The following is a 22,727-nucleotide window of genomic DNA, read 5'->3' on the forward strand; positions in this document are numbered from 1 at the left end:
ATCAGCCGGGCAATACCAAGTGCTGCCCGGCCGGCAGATGTTATTCGATGGCTACTTTGCCCGTGTAGACCCCGCCGGGCGTTGTGGCTTGCAGCAAGTAGAGCCCGGCCGCGAGGCCGCGCACGTCCAGCCCGGTCTGGCCGCTGGTCAGGGTGGCGGCGCGGTCGAGCACCACGCGGCCCTGTCCGTCGAGCAGGCGCAACCGGGCGGAACTGGCAGTGCCGGGCAGCAGCAGCGTCAGGGCGCCGTCGCTCACCGGGTTGGGGAAGATGGCGAGACGGTTAACGGAAGCCGTGGTGCTAGGAGCGGCCAGAACGCCGCAGCTCTGCGGCACGGTCTGCAAGGTCCAGTGGCCGCAGCAGGGCCACGGCGGCCAGTAACTTGACGGCTGGCTTTTTCATGGGGTGGGAGTTTGGGTGAGGAAGAAAGCGTAGGGAAGCGGTCACGAAAGGACCGCCGATGCCCGGCTGGCCAGTGCCGGCGGCGCGTTGCGGGCGCGTGGGAGCTGGTCCGGTTCTTTCTGGTAAGCGCCGGGCAGCTTAGTCGGGACCAGGAGGATTGGGCCGCCGCAGGGGGGTAGGGAATTTAGTGCGCTGGGTAAATTCCCTACCCCCCCTACTAATTGGTAAAGCCGGCTTAGCGGGTCACGGCCAGGCGGCGGGTAGCAATCCGGTCGCCAACCTGCACCTTCACCAGATAAGCGCCCGCGGCCAGCGCGCCGGTGCCGACTTTCAGCTCGTGGAAACCGGCATTCTGCCGGGTATTGAGCAGGGTGCGCACTTCACGACCCAGCAAATCAGTGACCTTGACCGCCACAGCCTGGCCGCGGCCCTGCACCTGGTACGAGATGGTCGATTCGCCCTGCGAGGGGTTGGGGAAAACGCTCATCGCCACCACGGCCTCATCGGCTTTGCGGCTGCTAAGCACGACCACGTTGATGGTAGCGGCCTGCACGCCCGGAAATTTTACCTGGTCAGTGAAATTGGGGCTAAACTCAATGTTTTTGTTGCCGTTGCCAGCAATTTCCGGAATCACGTCCGACGACCAGAAAGCGTCGCCGCTCACGTAGGCGGCCATCACGCGCACGATGGACGCGCCGGAGGGCAGGCCCAGCGCCGCGCGGTCGAACTCATACTCTAAGCCGTAGGAGCCGGCCCCGCCGCCGTTGTCGTTGCCGGGGTTGGTGGTGATGTTGCCGGTCGGGGCCAGGTAGGCTACGCGGGTGCCCGCAAACAGGCTGTACGCGCCCGTGGTTTGGGCGCCGCCCAGGGTGCTGGGTACGCCGTCGGTGGTGCTGGCGGCGCTCAGGCCGTCGCCCAGCGACTTGGCCTCGCCGGTTGTGGCGTGAGCCAGGACCCGACCCTGAACCAGCCGCAGTACGCGGCCACGCTCAACCAATCGACGCTGCGCGAAACCAACCTCAACGGCTTTGCGGCCCAGCGCGCCGCGCGCCGGGGCTACTCGGCCTTCGCCGGCCCCACCCGCCAGCAGGTGTGAACGAGGACGCTGACGGCTTCGTGGACGTGCCCCGCGTGCGCAGCCTGACCGTACATCCGCGCTTGTTTTACTACCCCTCGGCCCACGGCCAACTCGCTGCCGGCTACACCGGCAATGTGGAAAGCCGCCGCGCCGGCGCCCGCCAGGCCCTGCGCGACGAGGCCCGCAGCCTCTACTTCGTCGGCAACCGCACTCAGCGCCACACCTTCGATGCGGTTTATACCGACGACAGCGTAGCCACTGGGCGCCTCACGCTCAAGGGCACCATCACGAACTATACCCGCGCTGTTGAAACGAATAACACCGCCTTCAAGGCCCATCAAACCACCTATCACACCGAGGCCAGCTACCTGCACACCCTGGGCGCGCAGCACACGCTGGTAGCGGGCCTGAATCTGAACGGCGAGCGCCTGGGCTCCGCCGCCCTACCCCCCTGCGCAGCCTCTACATTTACCAAACCCTCGGCGCCTTCGCCCAGGACGACTGGCACCCCGCCCCGCGCTTAAACGTGCAGGCCGGCGCCTCGACCACCACAACTGCTCCGGCAACTTCCTGCTGCCGCACCTGGCCCTGCTGCTGAAGGCCAGCCCGGGACGACACCCCGCCCGGCAGCGCGCCGCTGAGCTGGCGCAACGCGCCGGCCCCTGTCGTCACGCAGGGCCTGGAAACCTACGTGCGCCTGCGCGCCGACGAAACCGAGCTGTATTTGGGCTACGTTTTCGCCGCCGCCTGCCGCCGCTACGCCCCCGCAACCCCCACGTCGAGCTGGCCGCCCGCCACAAGTTCGCCACCGTGGCCCTGACCGAGCTGAACAAGCACCTCGGCGGCGGCATCGAAGCGTCTTACACCGGCCGCCAATTCCTCTCCGATGGCCGTTCCACGCCCGGCTACTCCCATCGCCGCGGCCCTGGTCCGCTACCGCACCGGCCCCTGGACCGTGGTGCTCAACGGCGAAAACCTCTTCGACTACCATCAGACCCGCTGCGAGCAAGTCGTCCTACCCCCCTTCGGCAATCCCATCTTCCGCGAGCTGTGGGCCCCGGTCGAGGGCCGCGTATTCAAACTTTCGCTGAACTGGCGCTACAGCGGGGGTAGAGATGGATAGGAATGGCACGGGTTTCGGAGCGCTACTTCTCTACCGCAACAATCCGCGAAACAGCTCGTCCATCACCGGCCCTACCCCACCAGACCTTGGCCCCAGCAGCGCCTGACGAATATAGGTCGGGCGCGACCACCGTGCTTTTCAGTTAGTTTCTCTTTTCCCTGCCAAGCCGACGGCCCCGGCTAAAAAAGCGCTCCGTTTATATATTGGCGGCACCTACGGAACCAGCCGTAGCTATTGCCCATTTCCGTGAATAAGCAAACAATCGGTCTGCTCCTACTCGTTTTTCTAGGAGCATGTTCCCCGGATAAACCGACCGAACAACCGGCACAAACCCTAACTCCACCTTCTCAAGTAACCCTTCTGCCGTCGGCAAAGGCCATGCCTGCGGATACGCTGGCTGCCTATTCATGGGAAACGGAATTGTGCCATCACAGCGGGCGCTATAACCCGCGCAAGTATTCTAAAGAAGAGTTGGACAACGTCCAGAAGCTGCTATTTGGCAATGCGATGCTCAACACAAACACCACTGTTTACAGGCCGGATGACTTGGGCAAGGCAAACACTGACACCCTGACTGCAGAGTACACGCGCCAAATTCGGCTTTACCGCACCATGCGCGTTGTGCCGCAACCGATGTGGCTCATGCTGAAGCGACAGGCCATTCAGGAGGTGGAGGACGATTATAAAGTTCACAAATTATACGTTGCCGCTGTTGCAAATCCCGCTATTCTGCTCAACGCCTCTCCCAGCAGCTGCAAAAAATACATTGAAGGCTTGGCCACCAGCAATGACAGCCTGACGTTGAGAAATTGGCGGGGTTTTGTCGAGGAGCAGAAGCTGCGCAGTGGCAGCTCCTCGCCTTACACTGAGCGATATAACCGAGAATCCAATAGTCCTGACCACCTGCGTTACGCGAAAGTTGAACTGCTAACTTTTGGGTGGTTTAACTGCATGAACACATCTACCCAACGCGTAAAACCGACGGAGGAGATGTATCGGCAATTCTCTCAATTATTTAGCGATGTTACCACTAAGTGCGATGATGTAGAATAGCTCCTAGCGGTGGAGCACCACTTTTGACATACTTCCTACCCCGTATAGCTACTACTAATCAGCTACCTCCTACTTCCTTTCACTTCCTGTATTGCCTGCGACTTCCCCTTGCACGAAGGACGACTCGAAGCCTTTAGTGATGGTGTGCTGGCCATCATTATTTAAAATAACCAGGACCACGGGCCGGCCGACCTGAATGAGCAGGTTGGCCTTCGCCGCCAGCAGGGGGCAGGAGTTTGCCCGGCTCCTTGACTAGTGGGGCAGTTGGTCACTTTACCACGGCCGCCCTAGGAGCAGCGGCGGCCGGCACGGGCTGCCCGCTCAAAAAGTCCCGGTACCAGCGCCCGGAGTCCTTCACCGTGCGCTGCTGGGTTTCATAGTCCACCCGAATCAGCCCAAACCGCGGGCCGTAGCCTTCGGCCCATTCAAAATTATCAGTCAGCGACCAGTAGAAATAACCATCCACGGGCACGCCCTCGCGGCGGGCGCGCAGCACCTGCCCGATGGCAGCCTGCAGATAAGCCCGGCGCGCTACGTCGGGCACCTGTCCGGCCTGGAGGTGGTCGGGAAAAGCGGCGCCGCTCTCGGTCAGCACCAGCCTTGGCGCATTTGGATAAGCCGCAAATTTTTTTAACATTTGGTAAATACTCTCTGGATATACTTCCCAGTTCATTTCGGTATGCGGCACCTGCCGGCGGCGGGCCGAAACCAGCGTGGCCCACTGTAAGGGCAGCCAGGGCGTGAAGCGCACCACCTCGCGGGTGTAGTTCTGCACGCCCCAGAAGTCGAAGTCAAACTTCAGCCGCTCTTCGTCGCCGGGCCGCTGGTAGCGTGCCAAGAGCCAGCCCAGCGGCGGCAGCTCAGCCACCGGGTAGCCCAGGCCCAGGACGGGCTCCACGAAAAAGCGGTTCAGCAGGGCGTCGGCGCGGCGGGTAGCGGCCTCATCATAGGCGTTGCCGGGGCGGTGAGGCGTGAGCTGCGAGCACGAAAAGGTGGTGCCCACGCGGGCCGCGGCGGGCAGCGCGGCCCGCAACGCCCTACCCCCCTCGGCCTGGGCCAGCGTGGCGTGGTGGGCCGCCGCCAGAAACGCCCCCAGGCTGCGGCGGCCGGGCGCATGAATGCCCAGCAAATGCCCCGCCCCCACGAACACCATCGGCTCGTTGAGCACCATCCAGTGGCTCACCCGGTCGCCGAGGCGGCGGGCCAGCACCTGGGCATACTCGGCCAGCCAGCCCGTCACGTCGCGGTTGGTCCAGCCGCCGCGGGCCTGCAAGGCGGCCGGCAAATCCCAGTGAAACACCGTGAGCCAGGGGCGCAGGCCGCGGGCCAGGCAGCCATCCACGAGGCGGTCGTAGAAGTCGAGGCCGGGCTGGTTCACCGGGCCGGTGCCGGCGGGCAGCACCCGCGCCCAGGCCGCCGAGAAGCGAAAATCCGTCAGCCCCAGCCCGCGGGCCAGGTCCAGGTCCTGGGGCCAGCGGTGAAAGAAGTCGGGCCCGACGCGGGCGTGCTCGCCGCGCCGGATGGCGCCCCGGCGGCGGGTAAAGTCATCCCAGACACTCGGGCCCTTGCCCTGCTGCTGCCAGCCGCCCTCCACCTGGTAGGCGGCGCAGGCCGCGCCCCAGTGAAAATCAGCCCCAAAGTCCGCCCGCGAAAAAGGCGTCGGCGCCGAAGCCGGAAAAAAGGCGGACGCCAGCTGGCCACTAGCATTGGTCGTAAAGTCGTTGGAAGTCGGCATAAAGCAAAAAGCCGGGGCCGCGCGGCCCCTACCTCCCTGTAAGTTGGCAAACGCGACAAACTGCCGCCGGGCCGCCTGTTTCCGGTCCGGCGAACCTGGCCACGGGGTCAGAAAAACGGGTTAGCGCGGGGAGCGGGGGCTACCGCCGGCTTGCTGCTCACTCAGCAGCTGGTGAATGATAGCGGCCGTCTGGTCGGGGTAGTCAACGGGCACGGGCTGGCCGTGCCTGAGCCAGTCGGCCACGGGGTCGAGGTGCTTGTCGCGCAGGCTCTTGATTACAGGTATGCCCATTTGGGCAAGCGCAGCGGCGTTGCACTGCTGCTCATACTGGTTTTTCATGGGCACAACCAGCAGCTTCTTGCCCAGAAACAAGGCCTCGGCGGGCGTCTCGAAGCCGGCCCCGCAGAGCACGCCCGCCGAGCGGGCCAGGCTGTCGAGAAAGGCGGCCCCGCTCACCGGCTGAATCTGCACGTTGCCGTAGGTGGCCGGCTGCGGGCTGTGCTTGCTGAACACCTCCCAGCGCACCTCGCGGCTGAGGTAGCGCAGGCGCTCGACCAGCATTTCCTCTTCGTAGGCCGGCAGGTACACGGTGTAGTGGCCCTCATTGGTGGGTCGGAGCTGGCGCACCTGCTGGCGAATGACGGGCGTGCTGACCCCTGGCCCGTAGGCCTGAAAGTGAAAGCCATACTGGGCCGTGGTGGGCGCGTAGTGGCGCAGCACGGCGCGGCCGGCGGGGTCTTCCACGTCGGGGCGGGGGGCGGCGGGGTGCAGCACGGCGCTTTGGTGGCTCAAGCTCACGCAGGGCACGTGGCGGCGCTTGCAGGCCCAGGCCGATACCGGCTCGAAGTCATTGACCACCAAGTCATACTCCTCGACCGGCAGGCGCCGGATTTCCTTGATGAAGCGCGCCGAGTTGAACTGCCAGAGCGTTTTTACGAAGTCGATGCCGCCCTTTTTACCGAACACGAAGCCCATGCCGCGGGCCCGGTAGCGCATCTCGTAAGGCAGGGGCAGGTCGGCAGGCGGGCCGCTCACGAGCAGGTCGAGGCCGCCGGTGGCCTGCGCCTGGAGCAGCGGAATAACGTCGAGGGCGCGGCTGAGGTGGCCGTTGCCGGTGCCTTGAATGGCGTAGAGCACCTTCATCAGAAGGAAGAATGAGATAAGAGAAACGAGGAGTTGCCGCGCGGGAGCGCACGCGCCACGAAGGTACTCGCGCGAATGCTACGCTTCAGCCCCGGCGCTGCTCCCTACCCCCGGCCGGGCGGCGAGCCTGCTTCCGGCGCCCGCATCTCGTGCAGCAGGCTTTGCAGCAGGGCCGCCGCGTCGGCATCTACCACCTGCTCTTCCGGGCCGTCGGCGGGCGGCACATCTTGCATTCGGGCGTCGAGGTGGTAGTGGTAGAGCTGCCAGCCGGCGGCAGACGTGTACTCCAGGGCCGTCAGGTTTTCAACCCAATCGCCGGAGTTCAGGTACGTAACCACGCCCCGCGTCGTCGGCAGGGCTTTGATTTCGGGCTGGTGAATGTGGCCGCAGGCCACGTAGCGGTAGCCCTGGTCGGCGGCGATAGTGATGGCCGTCTGCTCGAAATTACTGACTACGCTCACCGCCTGCTTAACCCGGTTCTTTACCATTTTGGATAAAGCCACGCGGGGCCTTCCTAATCTGTACAACAAGAAATTAACGAGTCGATTTATTAAAATGAGTAAATCGTATCCCTTACCTCCGAGCTTGGCCAGCCAGCGCGAGTGCCGCATAGTAACGTCGAAAACATCGCCGTGAAAAAGCCAGGTGCGGCCGTGGGGCAAGTCCAGCACGAGCTTGTTGGCGAGGTGGAAGTTGCCGATTTTTAAGTCCGCGAACTTGCGCAGCAATTCGTCGTGGTTGCCGGTGAGGTAGTGGATGCGAGTGCCTTTGGCAGCCAGGCCGGCCAGGTAGCGCACCACGCGCATGTGGGCCGGCGGCCAGTAGTGTTTGGAGAACTGCCAGATGTCGACGATGTCGCCGTTGAGCACCAGCACCTGCGGCCGGATGCTCTTGAGGTAGCGCAGCAGCTCGGCGGCGTGGCAGCCGTAGGTGCCCAGGTGCACATCGGAGATGACGGCGACCTGCACCCTGCGCCGTTTGCGGGCGGCGGGGTAGGCCGGGGTCTGCTCACACGGGGCGGCGGGCACAGCAGGAGGTATGGGCAACGTAAATTCTGCTTGGTTAGAATTTTATTTTCTAGGCCCCCACCCCACGGCAGCCGCCGTGCGCGTCCTGGCCGCTGCTCCCGCGAAACGCGGAGCCCAGACTCAGAAGCAGATGCAGCCCGCCCGCCCGCCACACCATCAGCCCGAACCACTCACAGACCAGGTACTGCGCGCAGCGGCGGCAACGGGTGAGCAGGGCCGGGAAATACCTGGGCCAGGTGCGCGGGATACTCGAAAGTGCTGCCTCAAAGCTCGTTGCCGCCCGTGACCCCCACGTTACGCGCGTTTTATGATTTTACTAGGCGTGCCGCGCCCGGCCCCCTACCCCAACTTATTATAAACATAGTACAAATATGAATCTTTTGATTATAACACTAAAATACCGTCCTTTGTGTCGTATTAGCTCATTTCTACATTTTTACCCATGTCTATTTTTACCCAGTCGGCCACTTTTCTCCTATTTTGCCTGACGGCAGCTACCCGTGTTTCAGCGCAGGCCCCCGCGCCGCCGGCCAGTGCCTCACCAGCGGCGGCCACTGCGGCGCCGGTGGCGAGCGTGCCGGCTATTCCCGACTTCAAAACCGGCGTCGCCCGCAAGCGCTACCTGTTTCCGCAGAAGGAAGCCCAGGGCACCAACGTGCTGAACGTGACCAAGAACACCGACGAGGACGCCGAAAAGGACGGCACCTACACCCGCCTGAGCTACCTGCCCTACCCCCTGATGCTGACGCAGCTCGACGAGATGCGCAAGATTTACTACTGGGCCGACTCGACCTACCAGCGCCGCCTCACGGCCCTGCCCGCTGGCGGCGCATTGCAGCTGACCATCTACCGCCGGGGTGCCGCCAATGCCGACCCCTCGCTGCTCGTGCTGCAAGCGCTGACCAAAGGCGGCCAGGAAGTGTGGCGAGCCGCTCCGCGTGCCGGCAACGGCCGCTTCTGGAACCGCGACCTCTACAAGGCCGAGCAGCAGATGTCATTCGTAAAGAGCGCTGACAATCAGCCGCTCACGGTCAAGATATACGACCCGCGTCAAGGCCAGACCTACGAGTACGTGGTGCAGATGCCGTAGCGTAGCCGGGCTCCTGGCCCTTCGTCCTGCTGACGAACGACAGGGCAGGTGCTACTTGCTGAGTTGCAGCCACTGCACGGCCAGCAGCGTCTTGGCATCGCGCAGAGGCTCGGCAATGAGGGCGTCGCGGCGTAGCTCGATGCGCTTGATGCGCTCGTTTTCTTCGGCCAGCCCGCCGCCGGGGCCGGTCTGCCGGCTCACCTCGGCGTAGTACACAGTGATGACTTCGGAGCTGGTGCCGGGCGAAGGCCACAGGGCCACGATTTCTTCGAGTGTATCGACTTCGTAGCCCAGTTCTTCGTGCAGCTCGCGGCGGATGGCGGTTTCGGGGGCTTCGTCGCCGTCTATCATGCCGGCGGCCAGCTCCAGCAACTCGGCTTCGGGGCCAATGCGGTACTGCCGGGTCAGCACGTACACTTGCCGGAGGGTGTCGAAGACGAGCGCGGCCACGGCGCGGCCGGGCTCAAACCGCTCACGCTTCAACTCCACGTCGCCATCGAGCACGGTGAGCTGGCTGAGCTTGAAGTGGCCATCGTAGGCGCGGCGGCGGTCGGTAATCTGCATGGGGGTAGGGAATCGGGTAGTGAAAGGGTCAGCAACGGGCTATTTGAACTTAACCGCACAGAAAGCGGTATCTTTGCCCCAGAGGAGCCGCTGTCGGTGCGGCTCCCGGCCCGCGCTTCGGCGCTCTTATACGGGCCGGCCGTGCCCGGCGCTGCCTGCTGAGTAGCCTTTAACAAGCAAATTCCGCAGCCGCTTTTTCTCTTTTCCCGTTCGGGTTTCGCAGGTTTGCCGACGGCTGCCCCGCCCGCTGGCCGCTTTGGGTGCTCTTTTAACTTAAGAGCCTGAAGCGGTGACTACCCCCTTTATTTTTTCATGCTGTTTTCCGACCTCAATCTGATTGAGCCGTTGCTGCGTGCCCTGCACGACGAAGGCTACACCTCGCCTACCCCCATTCAGGAGCAGGCCATCCCGCACGTGCTCGATGGCAAAGACCTGCTGGGCGTGGCCCAGACTGGCACCGGCAAAACGGCGGCCTTCACGGTGCCCATCCTCCAGAACCTGCACCAGACCGCCCAGGTGAGCCGGCAGGCGCCGGGCCGCATCCGCTGCCTCGTGCTCACGCCCACCCGCGAGCTAGCCATCCAAATCGGCGAAAGCTTTACCGCCTACGGCCGCCACTTGCCCCAGCTGCGCAACACCGTCATCTTCGGCGGCGTCGGCCAGGCGCCCCAGACCAGCGCCCTGCGCCGCGGCGTGGAGGTGCTCATTGCCACGCCCGGCCGCCTACTCGACCTGATGAGCCAGGGCTTTGTCGATTTGCGCTCGGTCGAAGTATTCGTGCTCGATGAGGCCGACCGGATGCTCGACATGGGCTTCATCAACGACATTAAGCGCATTCTGCCCAAGCTGCCAGTGGCGCGCCAGACCCTGTTCTTCTCGGCCACCATGCCGGCTGCCATTCAGGAGCTGTCCTCGACCATTCTGCGTCCCAACCCGGTGCGCGTGGCCGTCACACCCGTGTCGAGCACTGCCGATACGGTGACGCAAAGTGTGTTTCTGGTCGATAAACACGACAAGCCGGCTTTGCTGGAACACTTGCTTAAGGACCAGAGCATTAAGCGGGTACTAGTGTTCAGCCGCACCAAGCACGGCGCCGACCGCGTGGTGAAGGGCCTGGCTCAGGCTCGCATTCCGGCCGAGGCCATTCACGGCAACAAGTCGCAAAACCACCGCCAGCGCGCGCTCAGCAACTTCAAATCGGGCGAAACCCGCGTGCTCGTCGCCACCGACATTGCCGCCCGCGGCATCGACGTGGACGAGCTGACCCACGTCATCAACTACGAAATTCCGAACGAGCCCGAAACCTACGTGCACCGCATCGGCCGCACCGGCCGGGCCGGGGCGTTTGGCACCGCATTTTCGTTTGTTGAAGACGAGGAGCGCGCTTATCTGCAAGATATTCAGAAGCTTATTCGCCGCCAGATTGACTTGAACGCCGACCATCCGTGGGCGAAGAACGACATCCGGCCGGTGAGCCTAAACGGCAATGAGCGCATCGTGCGCCCGAAAGGACCGGCCGGGCGCCCGGCGCGGCCCGGCCGCGCAGGCAACAGCGGCGGGAGTAGCGGGCGCAGCCTGCGCCCCGGCGGCGAAGCCGGCAGCGGTCGCTCCGGCGGCCAGAGCCACGCGCGGCCCGCAACGGCGCCGGCTGGCAGCCGCAATGCCGGCGGTGGCAGCAGCTCTGGTGGCGGCGGACGCTCTTCGGGCAGCTCCGGCAGCCGCGAGAGTGGCCGCGGCGGGCGGGGATTCTCCCGTTAAGCTTAGGTTCGGTGTAAACAGCTTTATAGCCACATAGAAGCGGCAGGCCTGGGTGCAACACCGGGGCCTGCCGCTTTTTAGTTACTCCCGCCGCCTACCCCCTCTTTCAGAAACACAGGGCGTAAAACAACACCTGACTTTTAAGCCATTATTCCACTGCCTCAGCTCGCTTTTAAGAGTGACTGCTGCTTTCAACATCGCCATAAGCTTAAACAAAATGCCTGGCTGCCGGCTTATTTGATCGCTGCTATCGTCTCACCCCTAACCTGCTATCGCCGTGGCTCAAAGCACCCTTCCCGTCATTCAGGCCCTGCGCCAGACTGCCCAGCGTCTGGCTACCGTAGCCCCCTACCAGTGGGGCCACATGGGTAGCTGCAACTGCGGCCACCTCGCTCAAACCATCACCCAGCTCACCAAGGCCGAAATCCACGCCCGCGCCATGCAGCGCTACGGCGACTGGGAGCGGCAGCTCATCGACTACTGCCCTACCAGCGGCCTGCCCATCGACCAAACCATCGATGAGATGCTGGCCCTGGGTTTTTCCCGCGCCGACCTCACGCATCTTGAGCGCCTCGCTGACCCTGCCATTCGGGCAGCCATTCCGTTCGAGCGCCGCAACGCCCTGCGCCACAACCAGCGCGACGACGTTGTGCTCTACCTGCGCGCCTGGGCCGACCTGCTAGAGCAGGACCTGCTGGCCGGCATCGAGCTGCCGGACTTCACTGCCCCCGCTCCAGCACCAGCCCAGCTACTATCACGAGAGCAGACCTTAGTGGCAGTAAGCTAGTTCCTCAGTTACGTTTCTCACACGAAGGCCCCGCCGACTATTGTAGTTGGCGGGGCCTTCGTGTGAAGAACGTAACTGGCCTGGTTCCGAGTCTGCGTTGCCAGTCTGGATCATAAGGCCCGCAACGAAGGAGTCAGCTAGTAGTTCACGTTGCTGCGCTGGGCCTCCCGATACCCTTCCGTGCGGTGAGTACGCTTGTATTCGGCATCAGCACTAGGGTTTTTCTCAGCGTCGGGAGCCTGCGAACAAGCAGAGGCAAGCAACAGCACCACACCAGCGGCTATTTGCCCGAAAAAGCGGAAAGTCATTTTCATAATGCAAAGGTAATCAGGGGGGCTTGTTATGGCAAGCATCATCCCCGTGACTACCACGACAATCCTCAGCGGCGCTAGAAGTGACGCTGGCACTACTCAGTACAGCTTGCGGGTTTAAGGGTTACAATTGTTAGTGCCTTTCACTGTTTTCTGGCTCAAAGATTGATTAAAGCAATTAAGAATAAGGAATAGTACTTATTTAAGTAAACAAGTTTGGAGTGGGTTCCTACCCACCGTAGCTGGCCTAAGTTCATTAGCAGATTTTTAGTGTTTGTCGAATAATAGATTGATTTATTGGAGTGCGCCACTGTGACAACCAATTTAGCCTGGAACCTAGCTGGCACCCTGTCTAAACAGCACAACGAGCCTTAGGAGTAATTAGAATTAAAAAAATGATTAGCCACCTCATGTTTTGAGACTATTCATGTTATACTGTCACTTCCAATTCTACTATTTAATCTGCTGATTAAAAAGTTTTTGCGTTTGAGAGTACGGGTAGGTTCGAATGTGCAGAGCACGCTTAAAAAGTATTGCACTCTACTCATCTCCTAGAGAACTTCCACTAGCGGGCTTCTTCATTCCTAGCATGGCTAAGCTTTGATTGATCGTAGTAGAGAATTCTGGTCTGCCAAACAGTATATTTCCAATAAGTCCGCTTCCAGCTGTTGCAATACGAAGACCATCCATTGGCATTCTTGACTCAGCGCAAAAGGGGCATTGCGGCTCGACTGTCTGGCCAGGAAAGATGCTTCCAACTTGCATCGCGGTCGTGAACTAAGCGCTTTGCTTACCCCTACGTACGCACACTAACAACCGGGTGGATGACCCAACCGGCACAGTAAGCTTACGCTGATACCTTAAGAAAGAGTTGAGCAGACACTGGCTACGCCAATCAAAGAGGCTTTGTATAGCGTTACTCTACGCAGTGCCAGCAGACCAGACACCAGGTAACAGGGTGGCTTCAGCTCTCGGGCTGAAAGTCAGCAAAGGAACCGTCGTGGTAGAATAATATGATGCGCCGAATAGGCTTGTCAGCTCCCCCTCGTGAGGTTGCCGGCCAGGCCGCTGGCGTGACGGACACCCTACTGGGGGGGGTAGGGAGCGGCGGGATGCTTTGGGGCTGCTGAGGTAAGCTGATGCCCTCGGGCGGCGCAGTGGGTGTAGAGACGAGGCCTGCTGGCTGCTCTGCCGGCATATTGGTCACCAGAGCGTCTGCCGCCTGCACCTCCTGGGCCGGTGAAGTAGCGCTAACGGCCTCTGCTGGGAAGTTGGCGGGTGAAGGGTTGGTGAGTGATTTTCCGGGACTGCGTGGCGTCTGCTGGCTATCAGTTGCCGGATTCGTAGTACCTGCTCGAAACTTTCGGGGCTGGCTGCTGCCGATAGGCCTGAGCAGTTGAGCCGCAGGGCCAGAAGTAACTGGGCTTACTTTAATGGCTTTAGCAATGGATGCGGGTGAGCTACCACTCTGAGCAGGCTTGTTGGCAGCCGCAACTGAGCGTTCGCCGGTCGGCGCTAAACTAGCTGCCCTGGACAACTCATCCCTACCCCCCTGATTTGAGACGAAGTCGTCGTAAAATCTTTCCTCTGAGTTATTTAGCATCGAGCCGGTTCCGCTTAGCAGCCACGGCAAAGCAACCTCCGGTAAGGCCGCCATAATGCGTTGCACTACCTCCAGACTGGCTTTGTTGCGGCCACTAAGTATATGGCTAATGATGGGACGCCCGACCTGAATGAGGTCCGCGAACTGCGTTGGCGTTAATTGCCGGAGCGCCAATAAGGCGCGAATACGCTCTACCATATCTACATTTTTCTAACTCACAAATGTAGGTCGTCAGAGGTGAACGATTCTTCGCTACCACAGTGATAACATTTGTATTAGCTATCCTAAGCTAAACAAATGTGTTGTATAATTGTAAACAGTATTCTATTGTCAACACCTTCGCGCTTATCATCCTTAGAGCGTATGCGGTGGGATTAAACACACAAAAAACCTGGCTGCGCTTGGCAGCCAGGTTCTTAGTATTGTACTCAAAAAATTGCACCTCGCGAAGACTGAGCAGCTAAAGTGGACGTTAACAATACCCAGCCAGCAACTGGCTCCAGGCTTTAGTTGAAGTACTCCCGCGCGAGTGTTTTATCGTGGCCGTAGATGTCGTCGCGGAAGTGTACGCGGCCATCGGGAGTGGCCCAGGCGGTGAAGTACACCAGGTATACGGGCAGTTTCTCCTTGACCAGAACGTACTTCTCCCGGCGTACGGCGATGGTGTCCAGAATAGTTTGCTTATCCCAGTTCGGCTTGTCGCGCAACAGGTAAGTGGCCAGTTTGATGGGCTCCTCGACGCGCACGCAGCCGTGACTGAAGTCGCGTTTAGCCTGGGCGAAAAGCTGGTCGTGCGGCGTGTCGTGGAGGTAGATATCGTTGGAGTTGGGAAAGATAAACTTCACGTCGCCCAAATCATTTTTCGGGCCTGGCCGACGGCGCACGGTGTACTTGAAATTTTTATCCGTCACCCCCGCCCAATCGATGGAAGCCGGGTCGACCGGCACCGCTTTGCGGCCCGAACCCTTGACCACCTCCATATCGAGCCGGTCGAGGTAGCTGGGGTCGGCAATAAGCTTGTCGCGCAATTCCTTATCGATGATGCTGTAGGGCACGTTCCAGTAGGGCGACAGCACCACGTATTCGAGCTTGTCGCTGAACACCGGCGTCTCGTTGAGCACCTTGCCCACGATAACATTCATGCTCATCACCTCCTTGTTCTGCTCTACTACGTGCAGCTTGTACTCGGGAATATTGACAAGTAGATAGTTTGGCTCGAAGCGCTTGGGCAGCCAGCGCCAGCGCTCCATATTAAGGATAACCTGGTCAATCCGCTCATCAATGGGCACGTTGAGCTGACGCAATGTTTCGCCGCCCACTAGACCATCGGCCTTCAAACCGGCGTCCTGCTGAAAGGACTTGACGGCGGCTACGAGGTCCGGGCCATACGCTTCGGCCCCCGCAGCGGACGCCTGGTTGCTGACGGTCCGCACGGGGGTAGGGGCACCCGCCGGGCCCACCTTCGCCGCGGCAGAAGCGGGCACTGATGCCGGGCTTTCACTGCCCATCAGGCGCTGCCGCAGTAGCGGCACCATCGCCGAGACGGTGCCAGGCTTGAGCTTGGTAGTGGCTGGCAGCACCGGCCAGCCGCCGCCGGCCTGCTGCTCCCGAAGCCCCGCCAAAGCCTTTTTCAACTGGTCATATTCGGGGTGCAGGGGTGCAAACTCATAGTAAGGATAGGTGCTCTCGCGCTCCCGCAAAATGGTCATCAAGGCGTGGTGCAGCTTGATTTTATTGTGCTTCACATCCCAGGCAATACCCTTGTTATCGCGCGGATTGGCTAGCCCCCGATAGAAGTCCGACGCCCAATTGAAGTACGTACCCGACAAGGCCACATCAATTTCGCGCTCCAGCTTGTTGCGCCGGGTGGTATCGCTGCGGACCTGCTCTAAGCTAGCAAACAACTTTGTAAAGTCCTTGACCTGGTAATCTTTAGGGTCCAGCCCCTCATCCTTGGCTTTGGCTATCACGCTGAGCATGGTCTGCGCCTGAGGCACCAGCTGGTGGTGCCGAAACCAGCCGAGCCTGAATTGCCGCTCCCGGTAAAACTTGCGGGCCCAGAGAGTCTGGTCCTTGAAGCTAGGCTCAGCCTGCATCTGCCGGATAATGTACACACTGTCGAGCCGGGGGTCCGGGTCGCCGGCCAAGCCGACCTGCACGGCCGGCGTAGTGCCGTCGCCTGCCAAGTCGGCTCCGGCCTGGGCAGTACCCGACCCCTGGTCGGTGCCGCAGGAAACCAGCGCCATCGGCAAGCTAAGCAGGCTGGCGAGCAGCAAGGTCAGCAAGGAGATGTAACGAGAGAAAAAAGACATGGAGAAAAGTCGATTATGGGAAGGGCCCTGGCGCCGCCAGCGGCCGGGCCTTGTACTGCCCGGCTGTGGTGGAGGTTGCCTTGGTCTCTAAAGAAACAGGCAACAAAAAAGCGGGCAACGCCGGTCGGAGCCGAGGGGCAAGTTACAAGAATTCAAGCTGGCTGACGCGACTCACTAACGAATTAGTCACCGCGGCCGGTTCAATTGCCGCTCACGCGCCCCCGCCCGGCAAATGCCGCTATTGTGTAGTGCTTGTCGGCAACGCCGCTGCTTCTGCATCACAGTTAGCTAGCGCCCGGCGCGGCAACCTGGCAATGGCTGGGTCCAACTCAGACCACCGGCCACCAGCCGTTTTTGTTTACCCAGTCGCAGGCCATCCTGGCGCGCACCAGGCTGCCTTGTCCAGATTCGCCCGGTAGTCACTTCACGTATGAGGCCACGGTGCAGGTGCCAGCCGGGCTACTGACGCTGATGAGCGCCAGTAGCCCGGCAGGCGCCTGCTGCCGATGGCCACCACCGCCAGCCGCGCGCCACTCCAGCTTACTTGATAACCCTAGCCGTGGGCGAGTTGGCCTTTACGCCGCTAAGTTCGCACACGGGAATACTCGCCGATTCAGCAACGATTTCCCTGGCAGCCGCCGAATTTGCTGACTTGGATAAAATGATGGTTGTGGCCGAGGAACTGTGCGGCCCCTACCAGTGGGGCCGCTACAGTCTGCTAATCCTACTCCCCTTGTTTCCTTTCAATAGGATGGATAGCCCTTGTGAAACATTTATAACATTCATTATTCTCACTGTTGCCCGCAGTCTGACCAGCATGGTAGTGCACCAGCTAACACATTTGTATTAAGAGAATGTGATTACAAATGCAAATTATAACAGCTTTTGGTTGAACGAGGGCCTCATGGTGTATCTTGAGCGCCGCATCATGTGGAACAGCTCTACGGCTGCGACTACGCCGATATGCTGCACGTGCTGGGCCGGGCGGCACTACGGCACACTATCGAGGAGCCAGGCCTTACTTCGCCCGACACCTATCTGCGGCTGCACCTCACTGGCCGCGACCCCGACGAAAGCCTAACCGAAATTGCCTACGAGCAAGGCTGCACCGCCATGCTCCTGGCGTTGGAGAGCCTGGTTGGCCGTGCCCGGCTCGACACCTTTATAGAGGAGTACTTCGCCCGGTCCCGCTTTCAGGCAGTGGACACGAATACCTTCATTGGCCACCAGCACGCTGCGCGCGGAGCTGCATGGCCCTGAGCCCGGTCTGGAGGCCCACCTAAAACTCGGCGCCTGAATTGACGGTCCCGGCCGGCCAGCCAACGCACTACCCGTCGCCTCGGCCCGGTTTGCGACCGTCGATGCGGCGCTTTCGCAGCTGGCCGCCGGCACCGCCCCCGATTTCCTACCCCTCACTGCCAATTGGAGCAGCCGAGTGGGGGCGTTTTCTGAACGGCTTGCCCGCCACCTTATCATCGGCCGACTTGGCCCGGCTTGATAATGCTTTTCACTTCACCAGTTCCTTCACCAGTTCCTTCACCAACTCCTTCACCAGCTCTGGCAACGCCGAAATCCTGGTGGCCTGGCTTGCCCCCACGCTGCGGGCGGGCAAGCCAGGCCGATGCGGCCCTGAAGCAGTTTCTGCTGCACGTGGGCCAGCGCAAATTTCTGGTGCCGCTGCGTCGGGCGCTGCTGGCGGCGCCAGGCGGCGAGCCGGCGCGGGCCAGAAAAATTTATGCCCGCGCCCGGCCCAACTATCACTCTGTGGCGACGGGTATGCTGGATGCTCTACTGGCGCAGGCTTAGATTACAAGGGGGGGTAGGGAAGTAGCGCGGACTTTATAGCCCGCGAGTTGAAAGATAACGTTAGACTAAATCTACTCAATTCGCGGACCACCAAGTCCGCGCTACTTCCCTACCCCCTCTTCTCCTGGTTCGGCGGCCCGGCTCTAGTTTTGTACTTCACCCGCTGATTTCCGTTTTGACGACTTCCTCTCCTACCCCCCCGCCGCTGGGCAAGCTCCTGGCCGTAGGCGGCAACGAAGACAAGGGCACGTACCCCAACCCACGCACGCAGCGCAAATACAACCTCAACTTTTTCGAGCTGGGCATCCTCAAGCGCATCGTGCTCGAATCGGGCAAGGCCGACCCGCGCATCGAGGTCATCACCACGGCTTCGATGATTCCGCACGAAGTGGGGCCGGTGTACGTGGCCTCCTTCGCCATGCTGGGCTGCCGCAACGTGGGCGTGCTGGACATCGGCACGCCCGACGAGGCCCGGCGGCCGGAGTACCTGACGCGGCTGCAAGCGGCCGACGTGGTGATGATGTCGGGCGGCAATCAGTCGCGGCTGCGCGAAATGTTCGGGACCACCGAGTTTCTGGAATTACTTACCCGCCGCTACTTTCAGGAGCCGGACTTCATCATCGCCGGCACGAGCGCCGGGGCGATGGCCATGTCCGAGCGCATGATTCGGGGCGGCTCGGTGCCCGACTCGTTGCTGAAAGGCGCCGTGAAGATGGGCGCCGGCCTGGGTTTGCTGCCGGCGGCCATCATCGATTCGCACTTCGTGAAGCGCGGGCGCTTCGGCCGCCTCATCGAGGCCGTGGCCCTGCACCCGCAGCTCATCGGCATCGGCCTGGGCGAAGACACCGGCGTGCTCATCACGGCCGGCAACATAGTCGAAACCGTCGGCTCCAACCTCGTCATCATCCTCGACGGCCACGACATTCAGCACAACAACGCCGCCGCCGCCAAGAAAGGCACCCCGCTCTCAGTCGAAGCCGTCAAGCTGCATGTGCTGGCCAAGGGCAACGTGTATAATATGGCAGAGCGGAAGTTTTACGCGGGGAAGAGCGTAGCGAACTAAGCTGCTATGAAAAGCAGCGAACTGCTCCGCCGCCTGTTAGCCGATGGCTGGTATAAACTCCGGCAAGACGGCAGCCACATCACGATGGCGCACCCAACCAAAAAAGCACTTACCCGGTCGGGTTATTTATCGGTCCCATCGCACGGCAGCAAAGAAGTTGGCAAAGGCTTGGCCGCAGCGCTACTGAAACAGGCGGGCCTGAAATAGTAACGCAGAACCTTTGATTAAAACAGGTAGTTTAATCACTACCTTCGTACCTCAACGGGCTAATGCGCACCTTATACCTATGAAAAAGCTGGAAATGATTGTCGAGAAAACTTCGACCGGCTACAGTGCCTACTGCGAGGCCGAGGGCGCTTACACGGCCGCCGACAGCTTTGATGAACTCAAGACAAATATTCTGGAGGTATTGAATCTATCCTTGTCAGACACCAGCCGCCAAGTGAGCCTGGCGGACATTAAAATAACCTACGACCTCAAGTCATTCTTCGACGCCTACAAAGTCATCAACGCGGCGGCCCTGGCCAAGCGCGTCGGCATGACGCAATCGTTGCTGTCCCAATACATCAGTGGCAACAAAAAGCCTTCGGCCAAGCAGACGCAACGGATTTTGGAAGGTGTGCGCAATGTGGGGCGGGAGCTGGCGGAGATGGATTTTGCTTTTTGAGTAAGCAGGCAAGCTCCAAGCATAGAAGCTAGTTTGACGACGAAATATATAAACGTTAAAAATGACTAAGTTTCAATACATATCCGTGCTGTTGCTTACCACCATAGGGTGCTCAATGGAGAACAACAAGCTAGCTTCCGACAAACAAACCAATGTGTGCATCACAACGCACAAAAATGAGTTAAAGATGACTTTTATCACCGAGCGTGACAGCAATGGAGTACAAAACGGCTTAGAAAAAGTCTTGTGGTCTAATGGCTCCCTGTGCCGATTAGGACATTATAAAAACGGCAAGAAGGATGGGCGTTTCATCTCATTTTTTCCTTTTTCGAAATTCCGACAATCGACAGAAATAGGCATAGATGAAATAGTTTACTTTAAAAATGACCTAGCTGATGGCAGGTTCTATAATTTTTATGAAAACGGCCATCTTGAACATATTCAGGACTGGAAAGCCGGACACATTTCAGGCAATGCTTATTATTTCGACACTAAGCAAAGATTAATTTGTATTGAACACTATGGGAAGAATAACAGTGTTGCTGGTTATGTATGCTATGATACGCTGGGAAATGTGAGCAAGAGACAAGGTGAAATAACATTCCGTTAATAAGTTAATAAATCTCCACAACCTCCTCCCTCGCCTCACTCCGGCTCGCCCGGTACATGCCTTCCGAGTTAAACGGCAGCGCCAGGTTGCCTTGCGCGTCCACGGCGATGAGGCCGCCTTCGCCGCCGGCCGGGGCCAGCTTGTCGTGAACGACGAGGCGGCAGGCTTCGGCCAGGTCCAGGCCGCGGTATTCTATCAGGCAGGCGATGTCGTAGGCGGCGACGGCGCGGATGAAATACTCGCCGTGCCCTGTGCAGCTGACAGCGACCCGCTTATCGGCCCAGGTGCCGGCGCCGATGAGGGGCGTGTCGCCGATGCGGGCGTAGCGCTTGTTGGTCATGCCGCCGGTGCTGGTGGCGGCGGCCAAGTGGCCGTGCTGGTCACGGGCCACGGCGCCGACGGTGCCGCGCTTCCAGTTGGGGTCGGGCGCGGCCGGGGGGGTAGGGGCCGGGGAAGCGGCGTGGTCGAGCTGGGTGCGGCCGGCGGCGAGGGCTTCTTGCAGCTGGTCGTAGCGCTGCTGGGTGAAGAAGTAGTCGGGGCCGGCCAGGGGCAGGCCGTGCTCGCGGGCCAGCTCGTCGGCCCCTGGGTAGGCCAGCAGCACGTGCTCGGTTTTTTCCAGCACGAGGCGGGCGGCGCGGATGGGATTTTTGACTTCGCGCACGCCGGCCACGGCCCCGGCCAGGCCGGTGTGGCCGGCCATGAGGGCGGCGTCCATCTCGTGGTGGCCGTCGTGGGTGAAGACGGCGCCGCGCCCGGCGTTGAAAAGTGGATTGTCTTCGAGGGTGCGGACGGCCATTTCCGTAGCGTCGAGGGCGGGGGCGCCCTGGCGGAGCAGGTCGTAGCCGGCACTGAGGGCGGCTTGCAGGCCGGCGCGGTAGGTGCGTTCGAGGTCAGGGGTGAGCGTGGCGCGCGGGATGGTACCGGCGCCGCCGTGGATGGCAATGGCGAACATGAGGGGAGGTAGAGAGTTTTGAGGTGTAAGGAGTGAGGGTTGAATTAAAAGAACGGTGGTGCCAAGAGAATAAGAACATCATGCTGAGCTTGCCGAAGCATCTCTACCGCTGTCTAACCACTGGTAAATAACGATTGGATTACTGCTGCGGTAGAGATGCTTCGGCAAGCTCAGCATGATGTTCTTTTTAGTACTGAACTTATCAGCTGATAAGGACAAACCTACGCCGGCCGCCCACCCAGCCCCTACCCCCCCTACGCGGGCAAAGCCGCCAGGGGCGCTACGACCGAGCTTTTCGGCAAAGTGAAAGGCTGGCCCTGCCCTGGCCGGCTGGCCGCGCCGCGTTTTTTTTCGTAGGTTTGGCCTAACTCCGTTTCACTCCCCAAACTCCTTAGAATATGGCTTACGACGTAACCGGCCGCCTGCATGAGATTTTCGACGAACAGCAGGTAAGCGAAAAATTCCGCAAGCGCGAGTTCGTGCTTGAAGTGCAGGAAGGCCAGTACCCTGAGCAAATCAAGTTTCAGATGGTGCAGGATAAAACTGCTTTGATTGACCCCTACAAAGTCGGCGACGAGGTAAAAGTGACCTTTAACCTGCGTGGCCGCGGCTTCAACAAAAATGGCCAGATGCTGTATTTCACCAACCTCGAAGCCTGGCGCATCGAGGCCGCCGCGGGCGGCGGCGGGCAGCAGGGCGGTGGCTACGGCGGCGGGCAGCAGCAGGCCGCGCCGGCCCCGCGCCCGGCCGCGCAGAACCAGAACCCCAACCTGCGCGCGCCGGCCCCGGCCGCCCCGATTGCCAGCGACGACGACAACGACCTGCCGTTCTAGATTGTAGCCGTAGCGCGGATGTGCCTTCCGCGAGTCAACCTTTCAGAAACACCCCGGAGCCTTCGCCTCGGGGTGTTTTTTTGCTTTGTCGGTTGCACCCCTACCCCCTGGTTTTCGTTTGAACGGTATGAACCTACGAGAGCTGATTGCGCGCGGCGAGGGCGAGGAGCTGGAGTTTAAGAAGAAGACCACGCACCCGACGCGCATCTCGCGCACGCTGGCGTCGCTGGCGAATACGCGCGGCGGGCGAGTGCTGGTGGGCGTCGATGACGATGGCCGGGTGGTGGGCGTGCGCGATGCGGAGGAGGAGATATTCGTGCTCCGCGAAGCCGCCGCCCACTACGTGGACCCGCCGCTGGAGCTGCGCTTCAAGGAAATCGAGGAAGAGGCGCGCGTGGTGGTCATCGTGACCGTGGCCGAGAGCCTGAACAAGCCGCACCGGGCGCAGGTGGCCGCCGGCGACTGGCGCGGCTACGTGCGCGTGCGCGACGAGAGCGTGCAAACCAGCGGCCTGACCGAGAAGCTGCTGGCGCGCCAGCAGCCCGCCGCGCGCTTCGAGAAAATCCCGCTCAACCGGCAAGAGCTGGCGGTGCTGGAGTATTTGAAAAACAACCCGCGCATCACATTGGGGCAATTTCAGAAGCTGGTTAATATCGGGCAGCGGCGGGCTTATCAGACATTAATAAAGCTAACCTTGCACGGGTATCTGCGGCACCACGACAAGGAAAAGGAGCCCTACTACACGCTGTAGCGCGGACTTTGTAGTCCGCGAGTAAGTGACGCCGCTGACACCAGTTTCCTCGCGGACCA

The 22,727-nt window shown here is 60.8% G+C and carries 26 protein-coding genes; 16 read left to right on the plus strand and 10 right to left on the minus strand.

Annotation, left to right across the window (positions count from 1 at the left end; genetic code table 11):
- Positions 1–40: 40 nt before the first annotated feature.
- Both ACFE70_RS15250 and ACFE70_RS15255 read right to left on the minus strand, forming a co-directional pair.
- Positions 41–334, minus strand: coding sequence for a T9SS type A sorting domain-containing protein (locus tag ACFE70_RS15250; RefSeq protein ID WP_375418628.1), 294 nt, complete (start codon positions 332–334; stop codon positions 41–43).
- Positions 335–636: 302 nt separating this feature from the next.
- Positions 637–1,398, minus strand: a complete 762-nt coding sequence (locus tag ACFE70_RS15255; protein ID WP_375418629.1) for a T9SS type A sorting domain-containing protein — start codon at positions 1,396–1,398, stop codon at positions 637–639.
- On the opposite strand from ACFE70_RS15255, the gene ACFE70_RS15260 reads away from it, so the two are divergent.
- The 5 genes from ACFE70_RS15260 to ACFE70_RS15280 all read left to right on the plus strand — a co-directional run bounded on the left by ACFE70_RS15260 (position 1,345) and on the right by ACFE70_RS15280 (position 3,655).
- Entirely contained in the window at positions 1,345–1,497 is a 153-nt protein-coding gene (locus ACFE70_RS15260; RefSeq protein ID WP_375418630.1) for a hypothetical protein, read from the plus strand. The two genes, ACFE70_RS15255 and ACFE70_RS15260, sit on opposite strands and share 54 nt — an antisense overlap.
- On the plus strand, positions 1,494–2,003 hold the full coding sequence (locus tag ACFE70_RS15265; protein WP_375418631.1) for a hypothetical protein: 510 nt from the start codon (positions 1,494–1,496) through the stop codon (positions 2,001–2,003). The genes ACFE70_RS15260 and ACFE70_RS15265 overlap by 4 nt, the downstream gene beginning before the upstream one ends.
- A 167-nt stretch (positions 2,004–2,170) precedes the next feature.
- Positions 2,171–2,299, plus strand: a complete 129-nt coding sequence (locus ACFE70_RS15270; protein WP_375418632.1) for a hypothetical protein — start codon at positions 2,171–2,173, stop codon at positions 2,297–2,299.
- Between the two features lie 66 nt (positions 2,300–2,365).
- Complete coding sequence (locus ACFE70_RS15275; protein ID WP_375418633.1) at positions 2,366–2,602, plus strand: hypothetical protein; 237 nt, start codon at positions 2,366–2,368, stop codon at positions 2,600–2,602.
- 246 nt (positions 2,603–2,848) lie between these two features.
- Positions 2,849–3,655, plus strand: coding sequence for a hypothetical protein (locus tag ACFE70_RS15280; protein WP_375418634.1), 807 nt, complete (start codon positions 2,849–2,851; stop codon positions 3,653–3,655).
- A 268-nt stretch (positions 3,656–3,923) separates the two neighbouring features.
- On the opposite strand, the gene ACFE70_RS15285 is transcribed toward ACFE70_RS15280, so the two are convergent.
- From ACFE70_RS15285 to ACFE70_RS15295, 3 genes are all read right to left on the minus strand, one after another.
- Complete coding sequence (locus tag ACFE70_RS15285) at positions 3,924–5,390, minus strand: GH1 family beta-glucosidase (RefSeq protein ID WP_375418635.1); 1,467 nt, start codon at positions 5,388–5,390, stop codon at positions 3,924–3,926.
- A 120-nt stretch (positions 5,391–5,510) separates the two neighbouring features.
- Complete coding sequence (locus tag ACFE70_RS15290) at positions 5,511–6,533, minus strand: glycosyltransferase family protein (RefSeq protein WP_375418636.1); 1,023 nt, start codon at positions 6,531–6,533, stop codon at positions 5,511–5,513.
- A 104-nt stretch (positions 6,534–6,637) separates the two neighbouring features.
- Complete coding sequence (locus ACFE70_RS15295) at positions 6,638–7,561, minus strand: UDP-2,3-diacylglucosamine diphosphatase (RefSeq protein ID WP_375418637.1); 924 nt, start codon at positions 7,559–7,561, stop codon at positions 6,638–6,640.
- A gap of 442 nt (positions 7,562–8,003) precedes the next feature.
- Between ACFE70_RS15295 and ACFE70_RS15300 the strand changes: the two genes are divergently transcribed.
- Entirely contained in the window at positions 8,004–8,651 is a 648-nt protein-coding gene (locus tag ACFE70_RS15300; RefSeq protein WP_375418638.1) for a hypothetical protein, read from the plus strand.
- Between the two features lie 51 nt (positions 8,652–8,702).
- On the opposite strand, the gene ACFE70_RS15305 is transcribed toward ACFE70_RS15300, so the two are convergent.
- On the minus strand, positions 8,703–9,215 hold the full coding sequence (locus ACFE70_RS15305) for an NUDIX domain-containing protein (RefSeq protein ID WP_375418639.1): 513 nt from the start codon (positions 9,213–9,215) through the stop codon (positions 8,703–8,705).
- Between the two features lie 312 nt (positions 9,216–9,527).
- Between ACFE70_RS15305 and ACFE70_RS15310 the strand changes: the two genes are divergently transcribed.
- Both ACFE70_RS15310 and ACFE70_RS15315 read left to right on the plus strand, forming a co-directional pair.
- Positions 9,528–10,973, plus strand: coding sequence for a DEAD/DEAH box helicase (locus ACFE70_RS15310; protein ID WP_375418640.1), 1,446 nt, complete (start codon positions 9,528–9,530; stop codon positions 10,971–10,973).
- A 277-nt stretch (positions 10,974–11,250) separates the two neighbouring features.
- The gene (locus ACFE70_RS15315; protein WP_375418641.1) at positions 11,251–11,760 is read left to right on the plus strand and encodes a hypothetical protein; all 510 of its coding nucleotides are present in this window, start codon (positions 11,251–11,253) and stop codon (positions 11,758–11,760) included.
- 137 nt (positions 11,761–11,897) lie between these two features.
- Here ACFE70_RS15315 and ACFE70_RS15320 read toward each other — a convergent pair whose 3' ends face one another.
- From ACFE70_RS15320 to ACFE70_RS15330, 3 genes are all read right to left on the minus strand, one after another.
- Entirely contained in the window at positions 11,898–12,074 is a 177-nt protein-coding gene (locus tag ACFE70_RS15320; protein WP_375418642.1) for a hypothetical protein, read from the minus strand.
- Positions 12,075–13,035: 961 nt separating this feature from the next.
- On the minus strand, positions 13,036–13,872 hold the full coding sequence (locus tag ACFE70_RS15325; RefSeq protein WP_375418643.1) for a helix-turn-helix domain-containing protein: 837 nt from the start codon (positions 13,870–13,872) through the stop codon (positions 13,036–13,038).
- Positions 13,873–14,180: 308 nt separating this feature from the next.
- Complete coding sequence (locus ACFE70_RS15330) at positions 14,181–15,986, minus strand: murein L,D-transpeptidase (RefSeq protein ID WP_375418644.1); 1,806 nt, start codon at positions 15,984–15,986, stop codon at positions 14,181–14,183.
- A gap of 930 nt (positions 15,987–16,916) precedes the next feature.
- Between ACFE70_RS15330 and ACFE70_RS15335 the strand changes: the two genes are divergently transcribed.
- From ACFE70_RS15335 to ACFE70_RS15360, 6 genes are all read left to right on the plus strand, one after another.
- Positions 16,917–17,246 carry a hypothetical protein gene (locus ACFE70_RS15335; protein WP_375418645.1) on the plus strand — a complete coding sequence of 110 codons (330 nt, stop codon included), beginning with the start codon at positions 16,917–16,919 and terminating at the stop codon, positions 17,244–17,246.
- A 327-nt stretch (positions 17,247–17,573) separates the two neighbouring features.
- Positions 17,574–17,792, plus strand: coding sequence for a leukotriene A4 hydrolase C-terminal domain-containing protein (locus ACFE70_RS15340; RefSeq protein ID WP_375418646.1), 219 nt, complete (start codon positions 17,574–17,576; stop codon positions 17,790–17,792).
- 175 nt (positions 17,793–17,967) lie between these two features.
- A complete protein-coding gene (locus tag ACFE70_RS15345; protein WP_375418647.1) occupies positions 17,968–18,855 on the plus strand; it encodes a cyanophycinase in 888 nt (295 codons plus the stop codon).
- A 6-nt stretch (positions 18,856–18,861) separates the two neighbouring features.
- On the plus strand, positions 18,862–19,062 hold the full coding sequence (locus ACFE70_RS15350) for a type II toxin-antitoxin system HicA family toxin (protein WP_375418648.1): 201 nt from the start codon (positions 18,862–18,864) through the stop codon (positions 19,060–19,062).
- Positions 19,063–19,141: 79 nt separating this feature from the next.
- Positions 19,142–19,522, plus strand: a complete 381-nt coding sequence (locus ACFE70_RS15355) for a helix-turn-helix domain-containing protein (RefSeq protein ID WP_375418649.1) — start codon at positions 19,142–19,144, stop codon at positions 19,520–19,522.
- A gap of 115 nt (positions 19,523–19,637) precedes the next feature.
- Entirely contained in the window at positions 19,638–20,132 is a 495-nt protein-coding gene (locus ACFE70_RS15360; protein ID WP_375418650.1) for a toxin-antitoxin system YwqK family antitoxin, read from the plus strand.
- A gap of 4 nt (positions 20,133–20,136) precedes the next feature.
- Here the strand turns inward: ACFE70_RS15360 and ACFE70_RS15365 are convergent, their stop codons facing one another.
- On the minus strand, positions 20,137–21,084 hold the full coding sequence (locus ACFE70_RS15365; RefSeq protein WP_375418651.1) for an isoaspartyl peptidase/L-asparaginase family protein: 948 nt from the start codon (positions 21,082–21,084) through the stop codon (positions 20,137–20,139).
- 398 nt (positions 21,085–21,482) lie between these two features.
- On the opposite strand from ACFE70_RS15365, the gene ACFE70_RS15370 reads away from it, so the two are divergent.
- On the plus strand, positions 21,483–21,917 hold the full coding sequence (locus ACFE70_RS15370) for a DUF3127 domain-containing protein (RefSeq protein WP_375418652.1): 435 nt from the start codon (positions 21,483–21,485) through the stop codon (positions 21,915–21,917).
- 127 nt (positions 21,918–22,044) lie between these two features.
- Positions 22,045–22,668, plus strand: coding sequence for a helix-turn-helix domain-containing protein (locus ACFE70_RS15375; RefSeq protein ID WP_375418653.1), 624 nt, complete (start codon positions 22,045–22,047; stop codon positions 22,666–22,668).
- Positions 22,669–22,727: the final 59 nt, after the last annotated feature.

The organism is uncultured Hymenobacter sp. (genome assembly GCF_964243305.1).
In the GTDB taxonomy this organism is placed as follows: domain Bacteria; phylum Bacteroidota; class Bacteroidia; order Cytophagales; family Hymenobacteraceae; genus Hymenobacter.